The organism is Nakamurella sp. A5-74, from assembly GCF_040438885.1.
GTDB lineage: Bacteria > Actinomycetota > Actinomycetes > Mycobacteriales > Nakamurellaceae > Nakamurella.
In genome coordinates this window covers 4397536-4422398 of record NZ_CP159218.1, presented here as the reverse complement: position 1 = coordinate 4422398, position 24863 = coordinate 4397536, and the positions used below count along the sequence as shown (strand labels likewise).

At 69.8% G+C, this 24863-nt stretch carries 24 protein-coding genes and 1 riboswitch; of the genes, 10 read left to right on the top strand and 14 right to left on the bottom strand.

Going from position 1 to position 24863, the window contains the following annotated elements:
* Positions 1-56 precede the first annotated feature (56 nt).
* Positions 57-545, top strand: coding sequence for a hypothetical protein (locus ABLG96_RS20305; RefSeq protein ID WP_353649121.1), 489 nt, complete (start codon positions 57-59; stop codon positions 543-545).
* A 50-nt stretch (positions 546-595) separates the two neighbouring features.
* Here the strand turns inward: ABLG96_RS20305 and ABLG96_RS20300 are convergent, their stop codons facing one another.
* The gene (locus tag ABLG96_RS20300) at positions 596-2077 is read right to left on the bottom strand and encodes an MFS transporter (protein WP_353649120.1); all 1482 of its coding nucleotides are present in this window, start codon (positions 2075-2077) and stop codon (positions 596-598) included.
* 118 nt (positions 2078-2195) lie between these two features.
* Between ABLG96_RS20300 and ABLG96_RS20295 the strand changes: the two genes are divergently transcribed.
* The gene (locus tag ABLG96_RS20295; RefSeq protein ID WP_353649119.1) at positions 2196-2918 is read left to right on the top strand and encodes a TetR family transcriptional regulator; all 723 of its coding nucleotides are present in this window, start codon (positions 2196-2198) and stop codon (positions 2916-2918) included.
* A gap of 9 nt (positions 2919-2927) precedes the next feature.
* Here ABLG96_RS20295 and ABLG96_RS20290 read toward each other — a convergent pair whose 3' ends face one another.
* From ABLG96_RS20290 to ABLG96_RS20275, 4 genes are all read right to left on the bottom strand, one after another.
* Positions 2928-3134, bottom strand: a complete 207-nt coding sequence (locus tag ABLG96_RS20290; RefSeq protein ID WP_353649118.1) for a hypothetical protein — start codon at positions 3132-3134, stop codon at positions 2928-2930.
* Positions 3135-3410: 276 nt separating this feature from the next.
* A complete protein-coding gene (locus ABLG96_RS20285; protein ID WP_353649117.1) occupies positions 3411-3602 on the bottom strand; it encodes a hypothetical protein in 192 nt (63 codons plus the stop codon).
* A 72-nt stretch (positions 3603-3674) separates the two neighbouring features.
* Complete coding sequence (locus ABLG96_RS20280; protein ID WP_353649116.1) at positions 3675-4433, bottom strand: SDR family NAD(P)-dependent oxidoreductase; 759 nt, start codon at positions 4431-4433, stop codon at positions 3675-3677.
* Complete coding sequence (locus tag ABLG96_RS20275; protein WP_353649115.1) at positions 4430-5122, bottom strand: hypothetical protein; 693 nt, start codon at positions 5120-5122, stop codon at positions 4430-4432. Before ABLG96_RS20275 ends, ABLG96_RS20280 begins: the two co-directional genes overlap by 4 nt.
* A 53-nt stretch (positions 5123-5175) precedes the next feature.
* Between ABLG96_RS20275 and ABLG96_RS20270 the strand changes: the two genes are divergently transcribed.
* A complete protein-coding gene (locus ABLG96_RS20270) occupies positions 5176-5727 on the top strand; it encodes a MarR family transcriptional regulator (protein ID WP_353649114.1) in 552 nt (183 codons plus the stop codon).
* Positions 5728-5752: 25 nt separating this feature from the next.
* Here ABLG96_RS20270 and ABLG96_RS20265 read toward each other — a convergent pair whose 3' ends face one another.
* The 3 genes from ABLG96_RS20265 to ABLG96_RS20255 are packed head-to-tail and all read right to left on the bottom strand — an operon-like array spanning position 5753 to position 9611.
* Positions 5753-7180: a DUF1116 domain-containing protein gene (locus ABLG96_RS20265; protein WP_353649113.1), complete on the bottom strand. Its 1428-nt coding sequence runs from the start codon at positions 7178-7180 to the stop codon at positions 5753-5755.
* Entirely contained in the window at positions 7177-8724 is a 1548-nt protein-coding gene (locus ABLG96_RS20260; RefSeq protein ID WP_353649112.1) for an FdrA family protein, read from the bottom strand. Before ABLG96_RS20260 ends, ABLG96_RS20265 begins: the two co-directional genes overlap by 4 nt.
* Positions 8721-9611 carry a DUF2877 domain-containing protein gene (locus ABLG96_RS20255; protein WP_353651604.1) on the bottom strand — a complete coding sequence of 297 codons (891 nt, stop codon included), beginning with the start codon at positions 9609-9611 and terminating at the stop codon, positions 8721-8723. The genes ABLG96_RS20260 and ABLG96_RS20255 overlap by 4 nt, the downstream gene beginning before the upstream one ends.
* 67 nt (positions 9612-9678) lie before the next feature.
* Between ABLG96_RS20255 and ABLG96_RS20250 the strand changes: the two genes are divergently transcribed.
* Positions 9679-11490, top strand: a complete 1812-nt coding sequence (locus ABLG96_RS20250; RefSeq protein WP_353649111.1) for a PucR family transcriptional regulator ligand-binding domain-containing protein — start codon at positions 9679-9681, stop codon at positions 11488-11490.
* 115 nt (positions 11491-11605) lie between these two features.
* Here ABLG96_RS20250 and ABLG96_RS20245 read toward each other — a convergent pair whose 3' ends face one another.
* Both ABLG96_RS20245 and ABLG96_RS20240 read right to left on the bottom strand, forming a co-directional pair.
* A complete protein-coding gene (locus tag ABLG96_RS20245; protein WP_353649110.1) occupies positions 11606-11908 on the bottom strand; it encodes a thioredoxin family protein in 303 nt (100 codons plus the stop codon).
* A 7-nt stretch (positions 11909-11915) separates the two neighbouring features.
* On the bottom strand, positions 11916-12215 hold the full coding sequence (locus ABLG96_RS20240) for a hypothetical protein (RefSeq protein WP_353649109.1): 300 nt from the start codon (positions 12213-12215) through the stop codon (positions 11916-11918).
* A gap of 69 nt (positions 12216-12284) precedes the next feature.
* On the opposite strand from ABLG96_RS20240, the gene ABLG96_RS20235 reads away from it, so the two are divergent.
* Positions 12285-13100 (top strand): TIGR03619 family F420-dependent LLM class oxidoreductase, encoded by an 816-nt coding sequence (locus tag ABLG96_RS20235; RefSeq protein ID WP_353649108.1) that lies wholly within the window; start codon positions 12285-12287, stop codon positions 13098-13100.
* A 165-nt stretch (positions 13101-13265) separates the two neighbouring features.
* On the opposite strand, the gene ABLG96_RS20230 is transcribed toward ABLG96_RS20235, so the two are convergent.
* Both ABLG96_RS20230 and ABLG96_RS20225 read right to left on the bottom strand, forming a co-directional pair.
* Entirely contained in the window at positions 13266-14432 is a 1167-nt protein-coding gene (locus ABLG96_RS20230) for an NAD(P)/FAD-dependent oxidoreductase (protein ID WP_353649107.1), read from the bottom strand.
* A 247-nt stretch (positions 14433-14679) separates the two neighbouring features.
* Entirely contained in the window at positions 14680-15888 is a 1209-nt protein-coding gene (locus ABLG96_RS20225) for an ATP-binding protein (RefSeq protein ID WP_353649106.1), read from the bottom strand.
* Positions 15889-16048: 160 nt separating this feature from the next.
* Here ABLG96_RS20225 and ABLG96_RS20220 point away from each other — a divergent pair, with 160 nt between their 5' ends.
* The gene (locus ABLG96_RS20220; protein WP_353649105.1) at positions 16049-16279 is read left to right on the top strand and encodes a hypothetical protein; all 231 of its coding nucleotides are present in this window, start codon (positions 16049-16051) and stop codon (positions 16277-16279) included.
* Complete coding sequence (locus tag ABLG96_RS20215) at positions 16272-18125, top strand: ABC transporter ATP-binding protein (protein ID WP_353649104.1); 1854 nt, start codon at positions 16272-16274, stop codon at positions 18123-18125. Before ABLG96_RS20220 ends, ABLG96_RS20215 begins: the two co-directional genes overlap by 8 nt.
* Before the next feature lie 646 nt (positions 18126-18771).
* Here ABLG96_RS20215 and ABLG96_RS20210 read toward each other — a convergent pair.
* Positions 18772-20091, bottom strand: a complete 1320-nt coding sequence (locus ABLG96_RS20210; RefSeq protein WP_353649103.1) for an LLM class flavin-dependent oxidoreductase — start codon at positions 20089-20091, stop codon at positions 18772-18774.
* On the bottom strand, positions 20088-21488 hold the full coding sequence (locus ABLG96_RS20205; protein WP_353649102.1) for a PLP-dependent transferase: 1401 nt from the start codon (positions 21486-21488) through the stop codon (positions 20088-20090). Before ABLG96_RS20205 ends, ABLG96_RS20210 begins: the two co-directional genes overlap by 4 nt.
* A 36-nt stretch (positions 21489-21524) precedes the next feature.
* Positions 21525-21634: riboswitch (SAM riboswitch) on the bottom strand.
* Between the two features lie 82 nt (positions 21635-21716).
* Between ABLG96_RS20205 and ABLG96_RS20200 the strand changes: the two genes are divergently transcribed.
* From ABLG96_RS20200 to ABLG96_RS20190, 3 genes are all read left to right on the top strand, one after another.
* Positions 21717-22241, top strand: coding sequence for a hypothetical protein (locus ABLG96_RS20200; RefSeq protein ID WP_353649101.1), 525 nt, complete (start codon positions 21717-21719; stop codon positions 22239-22241).
* 34 nt (positions 22242-22275) lie between these two features.
* Positions 22276-23121, top strand: coding sequence for a TIGR03620 family F420-dependent LLM class oxidoreductase (locus tag ABLG96_RS20195; RefSeq protein WP_353649100.1), 846 nt, complete (start codon positions 22276-22278; stop codon positions 23119-23121).
* 214 nt (positions 23122-23335) lie between these two features.
* Positions 23336-24814, top strand: coding sequence for a solute carrier family 23 protein (locus ABLG96_RS20190; RefSeq protein ID WP_353649099.1), 1479 nt, complete (start codon positions 23336-23338; stop codon positions 24812-24814).
* Positions 24815-24863: the final 49 nt, after the last annotated feature.

Sequence of the window (24863 nt, the reverse complement as noted above, 5' to 3'; positions counted from 1 at the left end):
CGAGCACGGCGGCGCCGTCAAGCAGCGGCGCAGGAGGGATCGCCTCCCCTGCCGTGGTGAGCGCGCCGGCCTCCCAGGCCGGGTCCCCCGCCGACGTCGCGCGGGTCTACGGGTCGGTACCGATCCCGACCGCACCGTCGGCGCAGCCCATCGCGTCGGCGTCGGAAGGACATCCGACGATCCTCGAGATGGGCGCTCCCGTCAGGGTTTCGCTGCCTGGGTCGGTCCGGGCGGTCGTCACCGCGCTGGGCCCGGTCGAGCTGACACCGGCGCCCGGCACACCGAGCACTCCCGGGATCATCACCGTTGACGTCGTCACCGAGCAAGGAACGCTGACGGTTGCGGCCGGTGACTTCAGCTCACGCGATGAGACCGGCAGGGTGGTGACCCTGCAGCCCCGATCGGCGCGGTCGGTCACGGCGACCCCCGGGCACCCCGCTCGGGTCGTCGTCCGCGGGACTTATGACGGCGGTGCTGCGCAGGTGACCTGGCGCCACGACGGCCGCGTGGTTGCCGTGTGGGACTTCAACATCGAGCTCGACTGACCGAGACCGGTCTGAACCGCGGGCATTCCTCGAAGTGGCGAGCCGACCGGTCAGACGGACCCGGTCAAGGTCGGCGCCTCGGCGAAGTCGTCGATGTGGGAGTCGGCCGCATGCCGGCGGCGGACGCGAGCCGACGGAGCGGCGAGCGCGGCCAGCAACGCGAGCACGCCGACCACGGCACAGGCCCAGAATCCGAGGGTGAAGGCGTGATCCGTCGGCGCTCCCTGGGGAGTGACGTTCGAGGAGATCAGCGCTGCGATGACGGCCGTGCCGATGCTGCTGCCGACGGTCCGCACCACGGTGTTGGCACTGATGGCCTCGCCGGTCTGGGCCGCGGGGACGCTCTCCACGATGGCGTTCGACATGGCCGCCAGGGCCATCCCGATGGCGACACCGGTGAGCACACCGGAGAACACGATCTGCCAGAGCTGCCCGTGGCCGAGAGCCGGGACCGCGAAGGCGACGACCACCGCGACCGCGCCGACGACCATCGGGATCTTCGGACCCGCCTTGCGGATCAGTGCGCCGGCCACCACGCCGGTGATGACCATGGCGATGACGGTGGGCAGCAGGAACAATCCGGACTCGCTGACGGTCTTGCCGAACCCGTACCCGAGGACCGGCGGGAGCTGCAGCAGCGTGGGGATCAGGATGAACGTTCCGAACATCGCGAACCCGAAGCTGAGCGCCACCAGATGCGCGCTCCACACGCCGGGGTTGCGGAACAGTCGGACGTCGATCAACGGTTCCGCCACCCGCAGTTCGACCCGCACGAACACGACGAGCGCGGCGACACCGATCAGCAACAGCACGATCGTCCGGACGTCGCCCCAGCCCCAGGTCCCGCCCTCGCTGATGGCGAGCAACGACGCCACGAGGCCGACGGACAGGATGCCCGTTCCCAGCAGATCGAGCTTGCCGGGCGTGCGGACCGGGGATTCGGGCATGCCGAAGATGGTGCCCAGCAACGCGATCGCCACCAGCACGGCCGGCAGCCAGAACAGCCAGGGCCAACCGAGTCCCTCCACGATCGGGCCCGCCGCGACGATGCCCACGCCGGCGCCGATGCCGAAGATCGCCGACAGCAACCCGATGGTGACGCTCACCCGCTCGCGGGGCAGCTCGTCCCGCACGATGCCGATGGACAGCGGCAGCACCGCACCGGCTGCACCCTGCAACACCCGCGCGAGCACCAGCACCAGGAGGTTGGGCGCCAGAGCGGCGAGGATCGTGCCGGCCAGCAGCAGGGAGAGCACCACGATCATGATCTTGCGTTTGCCGACCATGTCGCCCAGACGGCCGAGGATGGGGGTCAGCACGGAGGCCGAGAGCAGGTAGGCCGTCAGGATCCAGCTGGTGCTGCCGGTGGATGCGCCCAGGTCGCGGCCGATCGTGCCCAGGGCCGGCGCGACGAGCGACTGCAGCACCGCGAACGACAGGCCACCCAACGACAGGTACGCGATGAGGGCGCCGGAGCGCGTCGTGTGCTCCCCGGGGCTCGGGACGGTCTTCGACAGTGCTGGGGACGACACGAGGGCACTCCTGAGGTGTGTAAACGTTTGCTGACTTCGCCACTGTAGGCCTCGCGCGGCCGATGTCAACGATGGTTTACTTCCTTGTGTCGGACATCGCACGGACAGGAGCGCCCACATGGCCAGTACGAGCGATGCCGCAGTCGACCCACCCCCCGCAGTCGACCCACCCCCAGCGGGCGACGGTTCGCTGCCGGACGCCGAGTTGATCCGACTCGGCAAGGACGCTGCCGGCACCCGTCGCGCGCTGCTGCGGGCAGCCCGCCGGCGGTTCGCCACCGAGGGTTACCGTGCTGCCACCGTCCGACACATTGCGGCGGACGCCGGTGTGAACGTCTCGCTGATCAGCCGCTACTTCGGTTCCAAGGAGGGTCTGTTCCAAGCGTGCATGAGCCGTAGTGCCGACGAACTGGACCCGCAGGCGGGCACCGAGCCCGCCGATCTCGACGCAGTGATCGCTCGCGTCGTCGCACACGTGCTCGACTCGCCGAACGCCGACGATCCCCTGCAGTTGCTGCTGCTGCTGCGGTCATCGGGTGACGAGAACGCGGACGCCATCCGACGCCGGACGCTCGAGTCCTTCACCGAACGGCTGGCGAACCGCGCAGGCTGGCGCGCCGACGATCCCACGACCGACGACCTGCTGCTGAGTGCCCAGATCGCCATCGCCACCATGCTGGGGGTGGTGATGTTGCGGGCCTCGACCGATGTCCGGCCGATGGCCACCGCCACCGCCGAGGAGCTCACGGCGCCATTGAGTCGCGTCCTGCGGTCCCTGTTGGCGGGGCCCGGCGTCGCCTGCGCGGACGGGAGAGATCCGGCGACGCAAGCGTTCCGGTAGGACGTCTGGTCAGGAGGCGCCGAGGGTCTTGGCCAACTCGTTCGAGAAGTCCACCACCGGCTTCAGGTCGTCGCCGGCGACGTTGATCACGCCGTCGGCGGTCTTCAGGTAACAGGTGTAGCTGCCCTCGACGCCGGTCCCGTCACACAGCCCAGAGGAGACCGGGGTCTTCTCGGTCTTGACGGCGGCGGAGATCCCCGCATGGTCCGACCCCACCAGGAACGAGATGACGACCGAGTCGCTGCCCTGGTCGGAGATCGATTCCGACCCGGACCCCGGTGTCTTGACCCAGCCAGCGACCTTGGCGGGGAACGACTTTCCGGCGCCGGCCTTGATGACGACCTGCTTGCCGGAGCCGGCGGAAGCGGCGGCTGACGATGAAGCGGTGGGCGCGGAAGACCCAGGGGCGGAGTACTCGTTCGTGGAGGACTCGGTCGTGGAGGACTCGGACGAGGTGGGCGACTCCGACGATGCCGTCGGCTCGGAGGTGGACTATTCGGTCGTGGACGATTCGGTCGTCGGAGAGCCGGAGGTGGTGGAATCAGCCGTCGAGGATGCGACGGCGGGGGCCGTGGTGGCCGGCGGTGTCGCCTGGGCGGGCTTCTCGTCCGAGCCGCAGGCGGCCAGGAACAGGGTCGCGGCGGCGAGGAGGGCAGGGGTGGCGGTCTTCAGCTTCGTGTTCACGGAGCAGGACGCCAGCAATTGTTGCCGTCCTGTCCTGGCCGTTCGGAGAAATGGATCCCGGCCCGCGGACCCTCATGCGCCGCGGGCACCCTTACCGCCGTCCACCGAGAGGATGGCGCCGGTGGTGAAGGAAGCGAGCGGCGAAGCGAGCCAGGTGACCGCGGCGGCCACTTCCCGTGCCAGACCCAGTCGGCCGAGAGGTGCGGATGCTCCGACCCGGTTCCGGACCGTCTCGTCCAGTGCGGTGATGGGTCCGGAGTCGATCGCGCCAGGTGCCACCGCGTTGACGCGGACCCCGCGGTCGGCGTGGTCGAGCGCCGCAGTTCTGGTGAGGCCGACGACCCCGTGCTTCGCGGCGACGTAGGCAGACATCCCCGGGGCGCCGGTCAGGCCGGCGGTGGAGACCACGTTGACAAGTGAGCCGCCGTCCTGCAGCGCACCGAGTTGGTACTTCATCGACACCAACACCCCGCGGAGAGTGACGGCGAGAACCTGGTCCACCACATCCAGGTCGAGGTGCTGCAGCGGTGCCGGCGGGTGGGCGACCCCGACGTTGTTGACCGCGACGTCAAGACCGTCTTCCGCTGCGATGCGGACCAACGCCGCGACCTGGTCGTCCTGCGTGACGTCGACGGGCACGGCGCGGCACACGTAGCCGGCGCCGACGAGCTCGCTCCGCAGGTCCTCGAGCCGGCCGCGATCGCGCGAGGCAATGGTGAGCCTGGCGCCGGCCGCACCGAGCTCATGGGCGATGGCAGCACCGATCCCGCCGTTGGCTCCGATGACGAGGGCCGAACGCCCCCGCAGGTCGGAGGGCCCGGGTGTCGTCACGACGGGCCGTCCTGGCGTTGGCGGGGGATCAGGAAGCCGGCGACCACCAACCAGACGAGGGATCCGAACCGGCCCACCGGAATGAGTATCTGCAAGGGATCGGCAACCATGGACAGGATGCTCAATTCGGCCAGCAGGGCCACCGCCATTCCTGCGAGACAGAGGGCCCGCGGCATCAGATCGAGCAGCAGCCCGGGAACGGCGATCCCGGCCACCAGCAGGCCCAGACCGATCACGTGGGCGAAACCGCCGGTGGCGAAGGAGAGGTGCGCGAGGGTGTCGATCGACCCGGGGACGGCGCCGCCGTCCGAGCTTCCCAAGGTCCAGGTGACGCAGGCCGAGATGATCAGCAGGACGGCCGCGACGGTGCCGCCGACCAGTCCGATGGTCGGTCCCGGAACGCGGATGCCCAGACGATGTTGCCGTGCGTGGAAGGCCGCCGTCCCGATTCCGAGCGGGACTGCTGAGGCGAGTTGCAGGAGTGCTGCGATCCGCACCGCGTCGCGTTGTTCGAGGTAGAACGCGCTGACGGTCGCGGCCGGACCGGACGGTGAGGGGATGAACTCTCCCCCGGTGAGGATCGCCGTGACGGCCAGACTCGCCACCAGGAACGCCAGGCTGAGCGTCATCAGCCAACCGGGGTGGGGGCCGAGCGGTGCTCGGGAGGCAGGAGTGCTCATTTGCGTCATGGCCTGAACCGTACACAAGGTGAATGATTCCGCAAGTGCTATAGCGTGGTGGCATGACTGCGCCGCAGCCGCACCGCCGGATCGCCTTCCTGCTGTCCCAGCTGGGCTCTGCTGCTGCAGCAGCCTTCGACAGCGCCGTACGGGAACTGGGGATCTCGCCGTCGGAGGCCGGTTTGCTGCGTCTCGTCGGCCGCGCTCCGGTGGTGAATCAGCGGTCGGTCAGCACTCAGCTGGGTGTGGGGCCGAGCCGGGTGGTTGCCGTCCTTGATCGGTTGGAGTCCGGCGGCCTCGTCGAGCGTCGACGGAGCGCCGGCGATCGCCGCAACCATGAGATCGCGCTGACCGATCGCGGGCGCGAGCTGCTGGGGCGGTTGCGCGCGGTTGCGGAACGTCATGAGCTCGCCTTCGTCGCGCCGCTGACCCCCGATCAGATCCGGCAGCTCGGGGACACCCTGGCAACGATCGCGGCAGCCCGCGGGCTGTCTGCGGACGTGCACCGCGAAACGGCGGTGGCGTCGACCGGGCCCGACGAGCGGGCCACGGTGCCGTCCGGGGACAACGCGGCGGCGGTGCGCCGGAAGTCCACCGTCCGCCACCCGGGGTGAGGAACTGCGAGACGACGCGACCGGATCAGGTCGACGGCACCGCCGCGGCCAGCGCAATGATCGCCTGCTCGAAGCAGTCCATCGGCGGCGTCACCAGACCGGCGCCGACCTGACCGGTGCCGGCAACCCGGCCGGCCATGCCGGTGTTGATCTGCGGGGCGATCCCGGTCCGGAGCACCCGGGTGACGTCGATCCCCGTCGGAGCGCCGCGGAACTCGAGGATCGGGACCGCGAAGGCCGGGTTCTCACCCAGGGTGATCTCGTACATCCGTCGGGTGACGGCCAGCGCATCCGGCACCGCCCCGCCGACCAACCGGACGATTGCCGGAGCCGTGGCCATCACCATGCCGCCGATCCCCATCGTCTCGGTGATCGCCGAGTCACCGATGTCCGGGTTGGCGTCGTCCGGCCCGAAGCCGGCCAGGAACAGGCCCTGCGGTGTGTTGGCCGGAGCAGCGAACCAGGCATCCCCGGTGCCGGAGACCCGGATCCCGAAATCCGTTCCGTTGCGGCACATCGCCGTCACCACCGCAGATCCGGGGATCCCGGCAGCGGCGTCACCCATCAACTTGCCGCACGGCATCACCAGGTTGAGGGCGAAGTGGTCGTTGCGGGACACGAACGCGGCCACCTGAGCCACGTCTGCGGTCGGCAGCCCCGAGTCGATGAGCGCCGGGAGGATCTCGCGCAGGAACATCAGCGTGCCGGCCCGGTTGCGGTTGTGCCCCTCGTCGCCCATCTGCACCATCTGGCCGACGATGGCCGTGATGTCGATCTCACGGCCACCGGCGATCGTGCCGCGGACCGCGGAAGCGAGAGCAGGCCCGAGGATGTCGGCCATCCAGCGCAGCCGGGTGATCACCTCGGGTCCGTAGGCGCCGTAGCGGAGCACCTTGCCGAGACCTTCGTTGAGCGAGCAGTGGGCCACGCGTTCGGGGTCGTTCGCGTCCACCAGCCGGAACATCCACATCGACGGTGAGACCACCCCGGCCATCGGGCCGACGGTACGGTGCTCGTGGCACGGTGAGAACGAAACACCTTCGCCCGCAGCAAGTTTCGCCTCAGCCTCTGCTGCACAGGTGGCGAGTCCCTCGAAGAGCATCGCACCGATCAGGGCGCCTCGCATCGGTCCCGATGCCCGCTCCCACTGCAGCGGCGGCCCGGCGTGCAGGAACTGTCCGGGTTGCAGACCCAACGCCTCCGATGCCGGCAACACGTCGACCAGCAGCGCACGGACGCCCATCATCGCTGCGAGGGCACGGGCATCGGCAGTGGGGCGGCGCGGATCCGAGAGCACCGTGTGCAGTGCGGCCGAGACGTCGTCCGACGTCTCCGACGGCCGGAAATCGACATCGAGCACCGGAACAGCCTGGCTCTGCAGGGCCTCGGTGAGTAGATGTGCCCCGGCGGCCAGCACGGACGGTGGAGTACCGAGCAGATCGGCAGGACTCATCGGACGCCTCCTCGGGCGATCGTGGCAGCGTTGCGGGCCGCTGCGGAGTTGGACGTGTACACGCGTGCGCCGGCGGCGACGAGCGCCTCGGCCTGCCGGCGTAGATCCTGCGGATCGGATTCGGTGCCGCACAAGGAGACCACCACGTCGAGCGCGGAATCGCGGTCGACGGCGGCGCGGATCGCAGGTGCCAGACCGGCTGCCGGGTCGGGTTCTGCGCAGTGGCCCAGCACCACGTCGAGCAGGATCACCCGTACCTGTGGATCGGCGGTCTGATCGGCGATCAGACCGAGCCGGACGGACGGATCGATCATCGGGTGCGGACGGCCGAGGGTGAACGCATCGTCACCGAGATCGACGACGACGTGTCCCTGGCCGGTGAGCACCGGACGTCCGGGTTGCAGTGCTTCGGTCGGCAGCGCGTCCGCGGGTCGCAGGGGGATGTTCGAACGAATGCTTCCCAGCGCCGCGGCAGCGACGATCATCGCCTCGTCGGCCAGCGTGCCGCCGGCGAACAGTCCGCGCAGATCGCCGGTGTCGGCGGCGATCTTGCGGTCGGTGCCCCACTCCGTCCAGTTCGGTGTCGGCACACCGAGGGTGGCCAGCAGCACCTCGACGGCACTGGTGATGTCGGGGTTGCCCGTGCCCAACAGAACGGTGCTGACCGGGGTGCGCAGCGAGGCAGCCGCGGCCAACACCTTCTGTGCGGTCGCGGGATGCGGCGGCTTCGACACCAGGACGATGTGGTCGGTCCCTGGATCGTCCTCGAGCAGCTGCAGGGCGGTCAGCGCGCTGGCCCCGCCCACCGCCTCCGACAGGTCGCGACCACCCAGGCCCAGTACGTGCGAGACCCGGACGCCCGCCGCATCCAACAGGCAGCTCAGCTGCTGGGCGCCGGTGCCCGAGGCTGCGATGATCCCGACAGCGGGACCGGATGTGCTGCCGCCCAACACGTTCGCGAACCCGAGGCCCACTCCGGCGATGATGGCGGTTCCGCAGTCCGGGCCCATCACCAGCACGCCGGCTTCGGCGGCCCGCCGCTTGAGCAGCACTTCGTCGGCAACGGGGACGTTGTCGGAGAAGATCATCAGGTGTTTGCCGGCGGCGATCGCATCCAGTCCCTCGGCCAGCACCTGTTGACCCGGAACGGAGAGCAGGGTGATCGTCGAATCCGGTTCGCTGCGGGCCGCGGACCGCACGGTGCGCGGTGGTTCGAGATCGGCTCGCGCGCCCGGAGCCGGTGCGGAGGCAGCTGCCAGGGCACCGTCGACGGCCTCGAGCGCCGCGGTCAGCGCCGCGTCGTCCACGGCACGGATCGCGACGATGAGCTGTTGCGGCGTGACTTCTTCCGGCACCGTGAAGCCCAGCCCGCGGGTGAGCTCGACGTTCAGCTCGGTGGCCATGGCCACCTGGGCTGCGCTGACCCCAGCCGTGCTCGCCGCCGCCTGGGCGACCCGCAGCAACGTCACCGAGTCGTGGTAGCTGCCGGGACGGAACTCCACCCGCTCGTGCGAGGTCGTCGCCGTGGTCTCGGTCGAACTCATCGGGTGGCCATCCTTCCGGTCTGCCTGGGGTGCATGGAGGTCGGGTCGGGCCGGGGTCCGATGTCGCGCGCGGCGTGGGCGGCGGCCGGTGCCGCAGCAATCAGCGCCCCGGTCAGTCCCAGCAGCAGGTCCGCGCCGGACGTGCTCCCCAACCCCAGTACGGCCTGGGTAGCTCGCCTGCGGTGCTCGTGGCTCGCTCCCGGCCGCAGGGTGAGCAGCAGCGAGCGGACCTCGGGTGAAGCATGGCCGGCCAGTGCGGCACGCAGCAGGTCCGCGGACAGCGCCGTCGTGCGGTCGTGCAGGTCAGGGGTGATCGCGCCGCGCAGCTGCCCCAGCAATCCAGGGCGGTCGGTCATCCGCAGGGCCAGGGCGACCCCGGCCAGGACGTCGTCACCCGCGGGGGTGGATCCGGGGCCGCGCCCGACCAACGATCGGGCCGCCTCGACGAGACGCGAGCCGGTTGCCAACGCGGTGAGTAGCGGAAACACGGTCTCGGTGCTGAGCCCGCGGACGGCGGTGGAGGTCAGCTGCGCCAGCTGCTGTGGTGCGTCCGGATCGACCGGCTGCGGGGCGGTCCCGCTCGGCCAGTACCGCAGGATCCGGTGCCGTCTGCCATCGACCGACAGCGTCCCGGCACCGACCTGCACCCGGCTGCCTGGTTCCGGTGGAGCGACCTCGGTGAGCAGGAGGGTGTTTGCAGTTCGCGTCGCATTCGCGGCGGACGTGATGGCGATCAGCCGGGCTCCGCCTCCGGTGTCGATCGCTGCCAGCGCAGCGCGGCTGCGGACCGCCACCACCTCGCCCGCGCGCTCGGGTCCGCGCAGCAGCTCGGCCAGGTAGTCGGCTGCGGCCGCTCCCGTCGGCATCGGCGGCTGCCGTCCACCCATCGTCACCCGGCCGACGGTAGACGGGCACGCAGGGCCCCTTCATGACAACTGTTGACGACCATCTGGCGTGGACCCCGTTGTTTCTGCTGAGATCATCGGGTTCATCCAGCGGGGGCTGCGCAGCGAGGAGCACGACATCACCACTTCGGACACGCCTGCCCGGCCCCGGTCGACAGCTCGCACGATCGCACGCCGCGGCTCGTCCGGCTCCGGCCCTGCCCGGACGGACGGCAGGACCGGCGTGTCGACCGTCGGCGAGATGCTCCGCGGGATCACCGTGCGCGAAGCCTTGAGCCTGCCGGTGCTGGACGGCTTCGAGGTGGTCGCCGGCGCAGCCGGTCTGGACCGGATGATCCGGTTCGTCAACATCATGGAGGTGCCGGACGTCCTGCCCTGGACGCGTGCGGACGAGTTGCTACTCACCACCGGCTATCCGCTGCGTTCTGATCCCGGGGCCATGACGACCCTGGTGGCGGCACTTCACGAGCGCGGGCTGGCCGCGTTCGCGGTGAAGCCGGGTCGCTACCTGCAGGAGTTGCCGCCGGCGATGATCGCCGAGGCCGACCGCCTGGGATTCCCGCTGCTGCTGGTGCCGGACGGCGTCGGATTCGACGTGATCCTCAACCAGGTGCTGTCGGAAGTGTTGGGACGCCAGGCTTCTGCGCTGTCCCGCGCCGCAGCGGCGCACCAGGCGTTGCTCGAGATCGTGTTGCACGGAGGTGGTCTGCCGGAGGTCCTGCAGGCGCTCCCGGACCAACTCGGCGATGCCGCCGACGGCGTCGGGGTCATCCACGTAGACCGCAGTGGCCGGGTGACAGCGGCCGCCGGAGCCGAACTCCCACCCGCCGCGGACGTGCTGTTCGACGATGATGCCCAGTTCCGTACCGCGGGCTACCCGCACGGATCGCACACGCTCACGGGCGGGGTTCGTGCGCTCGTTGCTTCCGTCGTCGCTGCCGAGGACCACGGTGACCTGATCGCGATCCGCACGGCCGGTGAGTGGGACGGTCAGGACGTCATCACGCTGGAGCGGGCCGCAACGGTCGCCGCCCTCGTGGTGGCCCGCGAGCTCGCGGTGGCCGCGGTCGAGACCAAGTATCGCGGTGACTTCCTCCGGGATGTGTTGTCCGGCAGGGAGTCAGAGACGGCGGCACGTTCAGGTGCGGAGGGATTCGGCTGGGATCTGACGGGGCCGCTGGTGGTGGTGGTCGCAGGGGCCGCGAACGAGGACGATCAGCATCGGCGCCGCCGGGCGGCCCAGCTTGCCGCCGCCTGGACGTCCCGGGTTCGTCGGATGGATCCGGCGGCCGCCTCGGCGACCTTCGCGATGGAGGCGGTCGCGGTGCTGCACGCGCCCGACGGCACCGTGCCCGACGTCGAGCGGATGGCTGAGCTGCGTACCGGACTCGCGGTTCCCGGTCTGCCGTTCGACGGTGTGCTCGGGGTGTCGCGGGTGGTGGCCGGGGTGGCCGGGCTCGCCACCGCCTATGCCCAGGCCTGGGAGGCGGTGCGGGTGGGACGGCGATTGGCCGGCCCGGGATCGGTGGCGCGATTCGACGACCTGGGTCTGTACCGGTTGCTGTCGTTGGTGCCGGATTCCGCCGAGTTGCGCTCGTTCCTGGTCGACACCCTGGGCCCGCTGGCCCACCCGGAGGGCGACGTGGAGAACGACGAACTGCGCCGGACCCTGCAGGTGCTGCTGGACACGAACCTCAACGTCGCCCAGACCGCCCGACGACTGCACTTCCACTACAACACGCTGCGCTACCGGATCGGCAAGCTGGAGCGGCTGATCGGACCGTTCACCGACGATGCGCGGCTGCGCGCCGATCTCACCGTCGCGCTGCACGTCTGGCAGATGCGCGTCGCCCACAACTGACGGCACAGGTGACCGACCGGCGGTGCTTTCCGACGCAACTCAGCAGGTGGCCGGGTTCTGCCGGCTCAGCGCAATTCAGGGTGTAGGCGGGCTGGGCCTTCCTCGGTGCGGAGCGTTATGGGTGGGACAGGGCTTCGACCAGCTGGTTCACGGTGGGGGAGGCGGCGATTCCGTCAGGGGTCCGGTACAGCCGACACGACAGTCCGACCTGTTCACCTGGCTGGGCGAAGGGGTCGCGGCCGTCGATGAGGACCGTCGGCGAGCCACGGAAGTTCCAGAGGTCGGCCTGCTCCGGGGTGGTCACGAGGACCTTCTCCACCTCGAGGTGCAGGGCGAGGGTCTCGAGCGCCTCACGCAGGCGCGCGTCGGCCAGCTGCCAGTTGGGGCACTCGTCGAAGTACAGCAGTTGGACGTGCATACCTGCATCATCCCCTTGCCACGCCTGACAGCCCGGATTCCTTCCCGCTCGGGAGTGAGGGCACGGCGGTGAGATACGACCCGAATGGGTCGCGCTGGTGTGAGCCCATCGCGAACCCGCCGCCGTACAGGTGCACGACGAGCGGAGCGGGCCGGTTCTGCGGGGCCGGGAGGAACAGGTCCATCTGCAAGGGCCGATAGCCGATGGGCCGGGCAAACACGATGTCGCGGATCGACTGCTCCCGGCCGTTGGCATCCAGCGGCGGCGCGTCATCGGGTGGGAGCTGATCGAGACCCGGGGCGCTCATGGACTCGATCGTGTCACCAGGTTCCCTCCCGCGGGGAATGCAGATCCCCGGGTCGGAGTTGCCCCGACCATGGAGTTACAGGTCGTGCTACCGGACGAATCACCCTCGATGGGGGTCGGCACGCTGGTCGAGCTGGCGCAGGCCGCCGAGGATCTCGGCTTCGGCACCGCCTGGCTGCCGGATCACATCCTGCCGCCCGGCGAGTACGGATCGGCATTCGGCGGTGTCTACGAGCCGCTGGTGACGATCGCCCATCTGTCCGCGGTCGCCCGGCGGATCCGCTTCGGCACCTCGGTGGTGGTCGTCCCGCTGCGGAACCCGTTCGTGCTCGCCAAGCAGGTGGCGACGGTGCAGGAGCTGTCGGCGGGCCGGCTGAGCCTCGGGGTGGGTGCCGGCTGGGCCGAACCCGAGTTCGCCGCCGTTGGCGCCGAATTCTCCTCCCGCGGCGCCGTCACCGACGACGCGCTCGCGCTGCTGCGGCACCTGTGGTCGGGTGACGGGGCTCCGTACACCGGCAGGCGGTTCTCCTACGAGCAGGGCACTTTCGCCCCGGTCCCGACGACGCCGGTGCCGATCGTGGTCGGCGGCAACAGCACTGCGGCGCTGCGGCGGGCCGCGCGGTTCGGTGACGTCTGGCAGGGACTGCCGGCCGATGTGGATGCCTTCCGGGAGCGCCGGGCCGTGCTGGCCGAGCTCGCCCGCGGGCGGACGGTTGCTGCCGCGCTTCGGATCTCCTGGGACGGGTCGTCACCCGTCCGGGCGGTGATCGAACAGGTCGATGCCTACCGCGAGGCGGGGGCCGACGCGGTGGCAGTGCACTTCGGTGCGGTGGCGGGAACCCGGGAGCGCATGCAGGAGTTCATGTCTGCGGCGACATCCGGTTGATCGCCCGGCCGTGTCGATGTACTGGTCGGCCTGTTGGGCGCCACCGCCTCGTTCCCGATGGCGTTCCCGGTGGGGATCATCGCGGTGACGCTGCTCGCCGCCCTCCACCCGCCGGCTTCCGCCCGGTGGTGCTCGGTCCGTGGCCGGTTCCGTAGCTTGCGTCGGTCAGCACCGCACGACCCCAGCGGGGGAAGCGGCGCACGCCCTGAGCAGTGCGACCAGATCGCGCGCGCCGAGTCGCCCGTCGGCGAGGCCGAACTCGACGAGGGAGGCGAACAGCCGCCGGTCGGAGCCGGCCGCTGCGGTCGCGACGTCGACGAAGCCTGACCGTCGGGTGGCCTTGTTCACCAGATCGCTCTGGCGCAGGTGCTTGTCCAGGGCCGTCCGCATCGACCGTCGATACTGCGCGACGGGGTCTGCGGCCAGCGCCGCGACGCCGGCGAGCGAGCCTGACACGACCGCGTAGTAGATGCCCTCGCCGGTGAGCGGGTTGATCAACGAGGCCGCGTCCCCGACCAGCAGCACCCGGTCGTGGCCGTAGTCCGGGCGTCCGGTCGACAGCGGCAGCCGGTGACCTCGCACCTGCGCACCGGCGGCGTCGGGCAACAGCTCACCCAGTCGCTGCGTGAGGTGGGCGCGACTGGGTGGCGTTCCGGTGAGCAGTTGGCCGTAACCCACGTTGGCGGTGCCGTCGCCCACCGGGAACGCCCACGCGTAGGCGGGCCAATCCGCGGTGGCCATCCGCAGCAGTTGCCGGCCGGCCGGCCACGGATCGGCGGCGACGTAGCCGCGGACCGCCACGGCCACCGTTCCGGCGGGCGCCGGTGCCGCTCCGCTCGTGCGGCGCACCACCGATTCGGCTCCGTCGGCGCCGATGACGACCCGTGCCCGGTATGAGTCGGCGACCAGGACGTGATCGCCGCGGCGGACAATCGATCGCACCCGGCAGCGGGCCAGCTGCGCGCCGGCGGCGAGCGCCGCACGGACCAGCCGTTCGTCCAACAGCTTTCGCGGGATCACCCGGGCGGGCCGGGCGAACGCACCGGAGGCGCGGACACCGCTGGGGGAGACCAGATCCAGCGAGGTGATCGGTGCGGTGCCGGCGACGAGCTCGTCGAGATCGACGCCGAGGGCGCCGAGCACGTCCAGGGCCTGGGGTGCGACGCCGTCACCGCACACCTTGTCGCGCGGGAACTCCGCGGCGTCGAGCAGCAGCACCGAGGCGTCGGGACGCGCCTTCAGGGCGGCGAGCGCTGCCGCCGCACCCGCAGGTCCGGCGCCGACGATCGCGACATCCCAGAGCGTCTCCGGGCCAGCGGTGTGCGCGTCCATCACCTGAGGTCTACCCACACCAGGTCACGGTCACCGCTGCCGGGGAATCGATCGTCGCGCCGATCCTGGTCGGTCGACCGGGGGTGCTCACAGAAGCGGTCGCCAGTGCGAGCAAGTTGCCACCCTCCGGCGAAAGATCGTCGCTGGGGACGGGTTCTGCGAGCGAGTCGGGGCGTCTGTACCCACGCGTGCCCGCCGGCGACGGCGTCGGCACCGGATGACGGGACTCGGCCCACGTCCGCGGTCATCAGCCCACCGACAGCAGGTACTGGCCGAAGTGCGGCACGGTGAAGGCGATCCGCCCGCGTTCGCCGGAGTAGATGAGGCCTTTCTTGAGCAGTGCGTCACGGGCCGGCGAGAGTGATTGTGGCTTGCGACCCAACAGGTCCGCGACCGCTGAGGTGGGGACGGAACGCACGTCGTCCAGCTCGGCGGGCTCGAGTGCAGCCGCGGCATCGGCCATCGCCCGCAGGTACTCACGTTCCCCGGGGGTGGCCCGCTCGTACCGGGATCCGAAGAACCCGACCGCCAGCTCGGCCTCGGCGCTCGGCGCGGCGACGACGATGTCGGCGGCGGTGATCGGCGAACCGGGGGCTGCGTCCCAGGCGACCTTGCCGTAGGCCTGGATGAAGTAGGGATAGCCGCTGGTCAGTTCGTACATGGCCGTCAGTGCCGCATCGTCGAACGCTGCTTGTTCCTGCAGCGCAGGTGATTGCAGCGCTCGGTCGGCCGCCTCGCGGGGAAGCCGATCGATGCGGGCATAGCGGAACAGTCGCTCGCTGTAGGACTTCGCCGCGCTCAGCACCGCGGGCAGGTGGGGGAGCCCCGCACCGACGATCAGCACCGGCAGACCCGCCTGACTGATCTCGTGGCAGGCCGCGCACAGCGCCGACACGTCGTCCGGGTGCAGGTCCTGCATCTCGTCGACGAACAGACCGACCCCGCGTCCGAGATCCGCTGCGGCGCCGCCGATCTCGGTGAGCAACTCGACCAGATCGATCTCGATGTCACCGGAATCGGCGCGGCCCGCGACGGCGGGAACATCGATGCCGATCGACCAGCGATCCCGCACCTTGCCACCCGCATCGATGGCATCCCGCTGCGCGAACGAGCGGAGCACCCCGAGGACGTGATCGGTGTCGGTGCGCTCCGACCGGCCCAGTTCCCGCACCGCCGTGTGCAGCGCAGCGGCCAACGGGCGACGCAGACGTTGGTCCGGTCGCGCCTCCCACTTACCGGTACCCCAGCCGGCGCGGACCGCAGCCGAGCGCAGAGCATTCAGCAATACCGTCTTGCCGACCCCGCGCAGTCCGGTGAGCACGACCGACCGCTCGGGACGCCCGTGCGCCACCCGCTGCAGGGTGATCCCGAAGGCGTCGAGCTGGTCGTCGCGTCCAGCGAGTTCGGGTGGGCGTTGGCCGGCGCCGGGGGCGTACGGGTTCTTGATGGGATCCACGATCGGACTGTATCTGCCCGTCTAGTGTCAGTCCGATATTTGGCTAGCGAGTCTGATCGAGTGGGCGGGATGCGGACTTGCGACGGACCGCCAGCCCGTCAACTTGCGTTGACGTCAGATGGGTGTCAATCTGAATTGACACGCCGATGACGGAGGTTCCATGGAGAGTCAGACGCTGCAGCAACTCATCGACGCTGCGGGAAACCCCGATCCGCTGGTGGCGTTGCGCGCCATCCCGCCGATGCAGCAGGAGATCTCCGGGTTGGAGGCGGTCGCGGTCCGCCGGGCAAGGGTCGCCGGCCTCTCCTGGGCGCAGATCGCCGGCGCTCTCGGAGTGAGCCGTCAGGCAGTCCACCACAAGCACGGTGGATCGAGATTCTCCCGTGGCTGAGACACCGGTGGTGGAGCTGCCCCCGGCAGGCGCGCGAGGGGCCGGGGCGCGAGAGCCCTCGGGAGGATCCGGGGTGCTGGAGGCCGAGGCGCGACCGGACACACCGGAGATCCCGGCGGCGCCGTTGCGCAGCCTGATCGGATACCTCGCCGAACACCGTCGGGTGCTCGTCGTCATCGTCGTGATGTCGCTGGCCGGGGCGGGCCTGACCCTGCTGCAACCGCTCCTGATCCAGCGCATCATCTCCTCCGTCGGCGGTTCGGGCTCGCTGAGCACGGCAGCTTCCTGGCTGGTGGCTGCCGTGCTCGGCGCGGCGGTCGCCGGGGCCATCCAGCAGTTCCTGTTGGAACGGACTGCGGAGGGGGTCGTGCTGTCTGCGCGTCGCCGGCTGGTGTCGCACCTGCTGCGCCTGCCGATCGCCGTCTACGACACCCGTCGGGCGGGGGACCTGGTGTCCAGGGTCGGCTCGGACACCACAATGGTCCGGACCGCACTCACCGGCGGGCTGGTCGACGCGCTCGGGGGCGGGGTGGTCTTCCTCGGTTCCCTGGTGGCCATGGTGTTCATCGACCCGGTGCTGCTGGGCATCACGCTCGCCGTGGTGGCGGTCGCAGCGGCCAGCGTGATCGTCGTGTCCGGACGCATCCAACGGTTGACCCGCTCGGCGCAGGACGCGGTGGGGCGGTTGGCATCCGGGGTGGAGCGCGGGGTGTCGGGGGTACGCACGATCCGCGCGGCCGGAGCCACCGAACGGGAAATCGACCGGGTCGGAGCCGAGGCCACCAGCGCGTACGACTTCGGGGTCAGGGTGGCCAGGATCGGTGCGCTGCTGTGGCCGATCAGCGGACTCGCCGTGCAGGGATCGTTCCTCGCGGTGCTCGGACTGGGTGGCTACCGGGTGGCCGCCGGCGTGCTGAGCGTCGCCGACCTGGTGCAGTTCGTGCTGTACCTGTTCATGATGCTGATGCCACTCGGACAGTTCTTCGGGGCGGTGACCACGGTCAGGGCGGCACTGGGCGCCCTGGCCAGGATCGACGAGATCCTGGCCGTCCCGGCAGAGCAGGACCACGAGCCCGCGGACCGCCGGTCCGCTCCGCCGGCCGCGGTGCGCAGCGGGGGTGTCGAGATCACCTTCACCGGCGTCGATTTTCGCTACCAGGCCGATCGGAGCGTGCTCAGGGAGGTGAGCTTCACCGTTCCCCGCGGATCGACGACCGCCGTGGTCGGACCTTCCGGAGCGGGCAAGTCGACGCTGCTGGCGCTCGTGGAGCGGTTCTACGATCCGACGGCCGGCTCGATCCGGATGGACGGCGTGGACCTGCGTGCGCTGCCGCGCAGCGTGGTGCGGTCCCGGATCGGCTACGTCGAACAGGATGCTCCCGTGCTGGCCGGCACGATCCGCGACAACCTCGTGCTGGCAGCGCCGGCGGCCGACGACGTCCGCTGCCGTGAGGTGCTGGCAGCGGTGGATCTGCTGGCGCGGGTGGAGGAGTACCCGGACGGGCTCGATGCCGTACTCGGGGACGACGGGGCCGGCCTCTCCGGCGGCGAGCGACAACGGTTGGCCATCGCCAGGGCCTTGATCACCGAGGCGCCGCTGCTGCTGCTGGACGAGCCGACCGCCAGCCTCGATTCACGGACGGAGCAGGCCCTCACCGCGGCCATCGCGTCCGTTGCCTCCCGGCGGACCGTGCTGATCGTCGCGCATCGACTGGCGACCGTGATCCACGCCGACCGGATCGTCGTGCTGGACCGTGGGCGGGTGGCTGCCATCGGTACCCATACCGAACTGCTCGACAGCAACGATCTCTACCGCCAGTTGGCTCAGCACCAGCTACTGGCCTGACGCTGGACGAGACCGGCTGTGGCACACAGGGATCTCGACTCGTTCCTCGCTGGATCACCGGCGGGCTGCGTCGGCTCCGGTGGTCCCCTTCGACTTCTTCGTCGCTCAGGACAGGGAGCAAGCGAGGAACGAGCGCGTCGAGACCCTGTCAGATCATCGACGGGCTGCATCGGGGCCGGCTGTGGCACAACGGGATCTCGACTCCTGCGTCGCTCGATCACTGCCAATTCCGCTGGTCCCCTTCGACTCCTTCGTCGCTCAGGACAGGGAGCAAGCGAGGAACGAGCGCGTCGAGACCCCGTCAGATCGGCCCGCCGGTTGTGACACAACGGGATCTCGACTCGTTCCTCGCTCGATCACCGGCGGGCTGCGTCGGCTCCGCTGGTCCCCTTCGACTCCTTCGTCGCTCGATCAGCGAGAGCCGCGCTGGTCGAGCGAGCGTCTGCTCCGCTGGTCGAGCAAGCGAGGAACGAGCGCGTCGAGACCCCGTCAGATCGGCCCGCCGGTTGTGACACAACGGGATCTCGACTCCTGCGTCGCTCGATCACCGAAGGTCACGCTGGTCCCCTTCGACTCCTTCGTCGCTCAGGACAGGGAGCAAGCGAGGAACGAGCGCGTCGAGACCCTGTCAGATCGTCGCCGCCGGTCAGAAGTCGAGCAGGTTGGCACGGAAGCCGCCGGCGCCGAACTCGTTGCGCAGTAAGCCTCTTCGGCGCAAGATCGGCACCAGGTCGCCGAGCATGCGGTACAGCGTCGTCGGGTGCAGGTCGCCGGAGAAGATGAAGCCGTCGTTGTCGGCGACCTTGCCGAACTCCTCGATGAAGTCCGCCACCTGGTCGGCCGTACCGACCAGACCCTCCCGGTCTGCGATCTTCCCCTTGCGCGCCAAACGGGTTCCGGCCTCCCGCAACGTCGGCCAGCCGGCTGTGCCGTCGCCCAGCAGGGCGCGGATGCTGCCACGGGAGACGTGCTCGGCGAAGAAGCCGGGATCGACGACGGTGTCCAGCCCGACATCGATCAGATTGGTCTCCAGATCGCTGGAATGACCTTCCAGTACCCGGATCAGGTCGGCTTCGGACGGCTCGCGGGATGCTGCCACCACCCGGTCGACGGTCTCGCTGTCGGCGACGATCTCCGGTTTGATGACGAACAGGATCCGGATGTCGGCGGCGCTGCGGCCGGCTTCGGTGGCTGCCTGCAGGACCTTCTCCCGGTACCCCCTGACGGCGGAGACGTCCATCGGCGCCAGGGCCAGCTGGACGTCCGACTGCTTCCCGGCGAACTGCAGGCCCCGCGGGGATCCGCCAGGAGAGACGATCACCGGGTCGCCGAGCTCGCCGAAGGGCAGCGCGTTGAGCGGTCCCTCGGCGCGGAAGTACTCTCCGTCGAACCGGGGGGCCCGGATCTTCGCGCCGTCGGCGAACCGGCCGGTCTCGACGTCGGCGATCAACGCGCCGTCGTCCCAGCTGTGCCACAGCTCCCTGATCACCTGCATCCACTCGTCGGCCCGGTCGTAGGCACCGTCGTGGGTGAGGCGCTCGAGCCCGTAGTGGTGGGCGCTGCCGACATCGGTGACGACGTTGATCCCGAACCGGCCGGCAGCCAGATGGGCCAACGTCGCGAACTGCCGCGCCGCCGGGTAGGGGTGGACGGTGCCGGCGTTGACAGTGGGCACGACTCCGATGTGGCTGGTGGCCGCCAACAGATAGGGCGCCAACAACAACGGGTCGTGCTTCGGACCGCCGTACGCCGCGCGGACCCGCAGGTCGAGTGTCCCCGGATGACCGATCGACGGTGCGTCCTCGATGATCACCAGGTCCATCCCGGCCTGCTCGAGTGTCCGGACCGACTGCTGGTAGATGTCCGGGCGCTCCCACCGGTAGTTCCAGCGGTAGTCGTCCCGGCCCCAGGCCTGCGGTCCGAATCCGCGGCTGAAGAACCAGCCGAAGTGCTGCAGCCGCGTCACGGGGCGCTGACCTCGGCGAACTGCGCGGACGCCACCGAGGACGCGGCATCCGTGGTTGGAAAGCTCTGCCACTGAACGATTCCGAGCTCAGTCAGCGCGACGGAGTCGAACGCCTGCTGCAGATCGTCCAACAGATCTCGGGCATCCTCGGTCCCGACGGAGACGCGGATGGTGCCGGCGTGGATGCCGAGTCGGGTGCGCTCGGCGTCGTCGAGCAGCCAGTGCGTGGTGGACGACGGGTGCAGCACCAGCGAGCGGACGTCGCCGATGTGAGTCATGTGCGAGAAAACCTGCAGCGCACCGATGATGGCGGCAGCACCAGCCTCGCCGCCGGCCACGGTGAAGGTGAACACCGACCCCTGGCCGGCCGGCAAGTACTTCCGGGCGAGAGCGTGGAAAGCGTTCGAGGCCAACCCCGGATGGTCCACCGACAGCACCTCGGAGCGGTCGTCGAGCCACTGCGCCACGGCGAGCGCGTTGCGGGAGTGCTGCCGCATCCGCAGCGACAACGTCTCCAGGCCCTGCCGGAGCAGGAACGCGTTGAACGGCGAGACCGTCGCGCCGGTCCTGGCGGAGACGACGTCACGGGCATACGCGGAGAACGCCCGTCGGCCGTGCACCTGCGTGAAGCTCTTGCCGTGCAACGCTGCAGACGGTGAGTTGAGGTGTGGGAACAGTGCAGGAACTGCGGCCCAGTCGAAGCTCTCGCCGCTGACGACCACGCCGGACAATGCCGCGCCCTGACCGGTGAGGAACTTCGAGGCGGAGTGGATCACCACGTCGGCCCCCCACTCGAGCGGGCGCAGCAGATACGGCGTGGCCAGGGTGTTGTCGACGACGAACGGCAGACCGTGGTGGTGTGCGACGCCCGCCACCAGCTCCAGGTCGATCAGATCATTGGTGGGGTTGGGAATGGGCTCCGCGAACAACAGGCGAGTGGTCGGTCTGATCCGACGCGCCCAGTCGTCGGGATCGGACGGATGGTCGACGAACTCGACCTCGATCCCGAATCGGGCGAAGTTCTCTGTGAACAGGTTGGCCGTGCCTTGGTACAGCGCCCTGGAGGACAAGAAGTGATCGCCCGCACCCAGTAGCGCGAGCAGGGCCACGTTCGTCGCCGCAGCACCCGAGGCGAGCAGGATCGCGTCGGTCCCGCCCTCGAGGTCTGCCAGTCGCTGCTCGACGACGCCGACGGTCGGGTTGCCCAGCCGGGAGTAGCTGTAGCCGGTGTCGTCACCGGTGAACCGCTCGTGCGCCTGCTGGTGACTGTCGAACACGTACCCGGCGGTGAGGTGGATCGGCGGGATCCGGGAGCCGTGGCTGCGATCGGGAGAGGCGCCCGCATGGATCTGCCGGGTGTCGAACCCGGACGCGGCGTCGGGGGTGGGTGCAGTCATGTCAACGGTCTTCCTGACGAGCCGCATCGCAGCGGACGGGTGTGCTTGCACGAGGGGCTCGTGCCGGGTCCTCACCTGGGGCACCCCGCCACATCCGTGAGGGTTGCCGTCCGACCAGCCAGGGCTGCGCGTCGGAACTCATGACCTGCGAGGAAGGTATGGCCGACACGCAGCCGCTGTCAACCGGACATCTCGGGCGAGCGAGGAGAGCCGTGCCACCATGGGGGCATGGCTGAACGTGGGGGTCGGGCAGATCACGCCGTCCCGGAGGTGCACAGTGAGCCGGCGGCCGAGCTGAAGGTCGTCGCCGTCGCCGCTCCGCTCTCGAAGGACGCCCGAGAACAGCTCGCGCAGCGGATGGGCCCCTCATTCCTGGTGTTGGACATCCGCGCTGCGCCGCGCTCGGCGGATCTGGTGATCGCACCCGTCGTCAGCCCGCAGACCATCGGCGCCCTCAAGCAGCAGTTCCCCCAGGCCCGGGTGGTCGTCGCCGAGATCACCGATCCGTCCTGGGGAGTCCAGCTGCCCGGCCCGGTGGGGCGGGCCGTCGATGCCGGTGCCGACGGCTATCTGGTGGCCGACAGCCTGCAGGACGTCGCGGCCTATGCGGCGTCGGAGGACCGACCGGTGCTGGCCGCGCCGGCCTTCGGCCAGCTCGACGTGCGGCGCGAGTCGCTCGACGAGATGGTCACCGAACTCCTCGCGCTCCGGCAGGCCGAACTGGGCCCCGGTACGGGCGCGGACACTGCTTGACCTGAAGTCGCCTTGAGCTTCTAACGTCCCGGGTATGACTGCCTCCGGACCCCGTCCTGCCCGCATCGTCGCCCAGCACATCGGGGGTGCGCACGGGGTCACGGTCGACATCGGGACAGACGGTCGGCACGGCGAGCGGGCACAGCAGTTGGCGACCGCCGGCTACGGCGCGCTGTGGATCGCCGGCGGGAGTCTGCACTCCCTCGATCTCGTGCTGGAGCTCCTGCAGGCGACCGAGCGAGCGGTGATCGCGACGGGGATCATTCCGCTGGACGTCTTCGGTCCCGACGAGGTGATCCGGGTGTACCGGCTCGCCGAGCAGCACCATCCCGGTCGATTCCTCGTGGGTCTCGGTGGACCGCAACAGTCGCGGGCGCTGGCGAAGCTCGGCGCGTTCCTGGATTCGCTGGACCGTGCGGGAGTTCCTGCTGATCGCCGCATCCTGGCTGCGCTGGGCCCGGTCAAGCTGCGACTCGCTGCCGAGCGAGCACTCGGAGCTGTGCCGCTGCTCGTCACGGCCGACTGGGTGCGGACCACTCGGGCCGCGCTCGGCGAGGCAGTGGCACTCGTGGTCTCACTGCCGGTTGCACTGACCGGCACCGCTGAGTCGGGGCGGGCTGCACTCCGCCCGATGCTGGATTTCCTGTTGCAGGTCAACGGGTATCGACAGAACCTGCTGCGCTGTGGATTTACCGCGGAGGAGCTCGACGGTCGGTCCGACAGGGTGATCGACGGGATCACCGCCCACGGCGACACGGGTGCGATCGCGCGTCGTGTGCAGGAGTACCTGGACGCTGGTGCGGACCAGGTCGATCTCTCGCCGGTGGGGGAGGCAGCGCACCGCGACTCGCTCGTGCTGGCGCCGGTGCTGCAGGCCTGATCCGTTCGGCTCGCGCCGGAGTGCGACTGCACGCGCGGCCGATGCGTGGACTCCACAACGCCGGACAGCCGAATCTGGCAGATTCCACCCGCCCGTCCGGTTCAGTGCAGCGCTAGCGTTCGCGCAACCCACCGGCGGTCGCCGGTTGCCACAGCACCAGCACCGGCGTGGCCGCTCAGTGGTCCGTGCATCGCCTCGACCAGGAGGATCCGTCATGGCATTCGGTTGGAAAGTGGTTCCCAGTGATGCCCCGCCCGGATCGGTGGTCAAGCCGGACGAACGCCTGAGTTGGCCGAAGACGATCGGCATCGGTGCCCAGCACATCGTGGCGATGTTCGGGGCGACCTTCGTGTTCCCGTTGATCATGGGCCTGAACGCGAACCTGGCCATCATGTTCTCCGGCGTCTGCACGATCATCTTCTTGTTGGTGGTGCAGAACAAGATCCCCAGCTATCTGGGCACCTCAGCCTCCTTCGTCGGTGCCGTGGTCGCGATCCGGGCCGCCGGCGGCGACAACGGAAGCGTCACCGGAGCCATCCTGGTGGCCGGTGTCGTGCTGGCGATCGTCGGCCTGATCGTGCACTTCGTCGGAGCCCGGGTGATCAGAAACCTGCTGCCGCCGGTGGTTTCGGGTGCTGTCGTGCTGCTGATCGGCTTCAACCTGGCGCCGGTGGTGGCCAACACCTATTGGCCCCAGGACATGACGGTCGCCCTGCTGACGGCGCTCTTCACGATCATCGCGGCGGTCGCGTTCCGCGGCTTCTGGTCGCGGATCGCGATCTTCCTGGCGCTCATCTTCGGGTATCTGCTGTCGTGGCTCTTCGATGGCGTCTTCGGCCAGATCACCTCTGTGCTGCCGGGCCAGGGCCTGTTGAACCAGGCGGGTGAGAAGTGTGCGGCCGCCGGTCCCTACTGCGTGGCAACACCTTTCGCCCACGACCGGGTCGACCTGAGCGGTGTCGGTGCGGCCGACTGGTTCGGACTGCCGACCATGCACGCGCCGACGTTCGGGGTGAACTTCATCCTGCTCGCGCTGCCCGGCGTCATCGCGCTCATCGCGGAGAACACCGGCCACGTCCGCGCGGTCGCCGAGATGACCGGCGAGGACCTGGACCCGTACATGGGTCGCGCGCTCTTCGGCGACGGCCTCGGCACCACGATCGCCTCCGCCTTCGGCGGGTCGCCGACCACCACCTACGCCGAGAACATCGGCGTGATGGCGGCGACCCGGGTCTACTCGACGGCGGCCTACTACGTGGCGGCGATCGTGGCGATCCTGTTGGGGCTGGTACCGAAGTTCGGTGCCATCGTCAACGCGACCCCGGGTGGTGTGCTCGGCGGGATCACCGTGGTGCTCTACGGGATGATCGGCCTGTTGGGCGCCAAGATCTGGAAGGAGAACCGGGTCGACTTCGGCAATCCGGTCAACCTGGTCCCGATCGCCGCCGGGATCATCTGCGGCATCGGCAACGTCACGATGGGTTTCGGCTCGCAGTTCGCCCTCAGTGGTATCGCGCTCGGCACCATCGTGACGATCGTCGGCTACCACCTCGCCCGCTGGCTCGCGCCGCAGGAGCTCAAGGAACCCCTCGGTGGCGGCAAGAGCTACGTCGGCGGAGCAGCGATCTCCACCGGCGACGTCGTGGACGATTCCGGGCGACCGGTGAAGGAGGCTCGCGGCAAGGAGGGCTGACGCCCGTCCATGGGGTGGGTTCGCAACCGTTGATCGGGCGGACCGACTC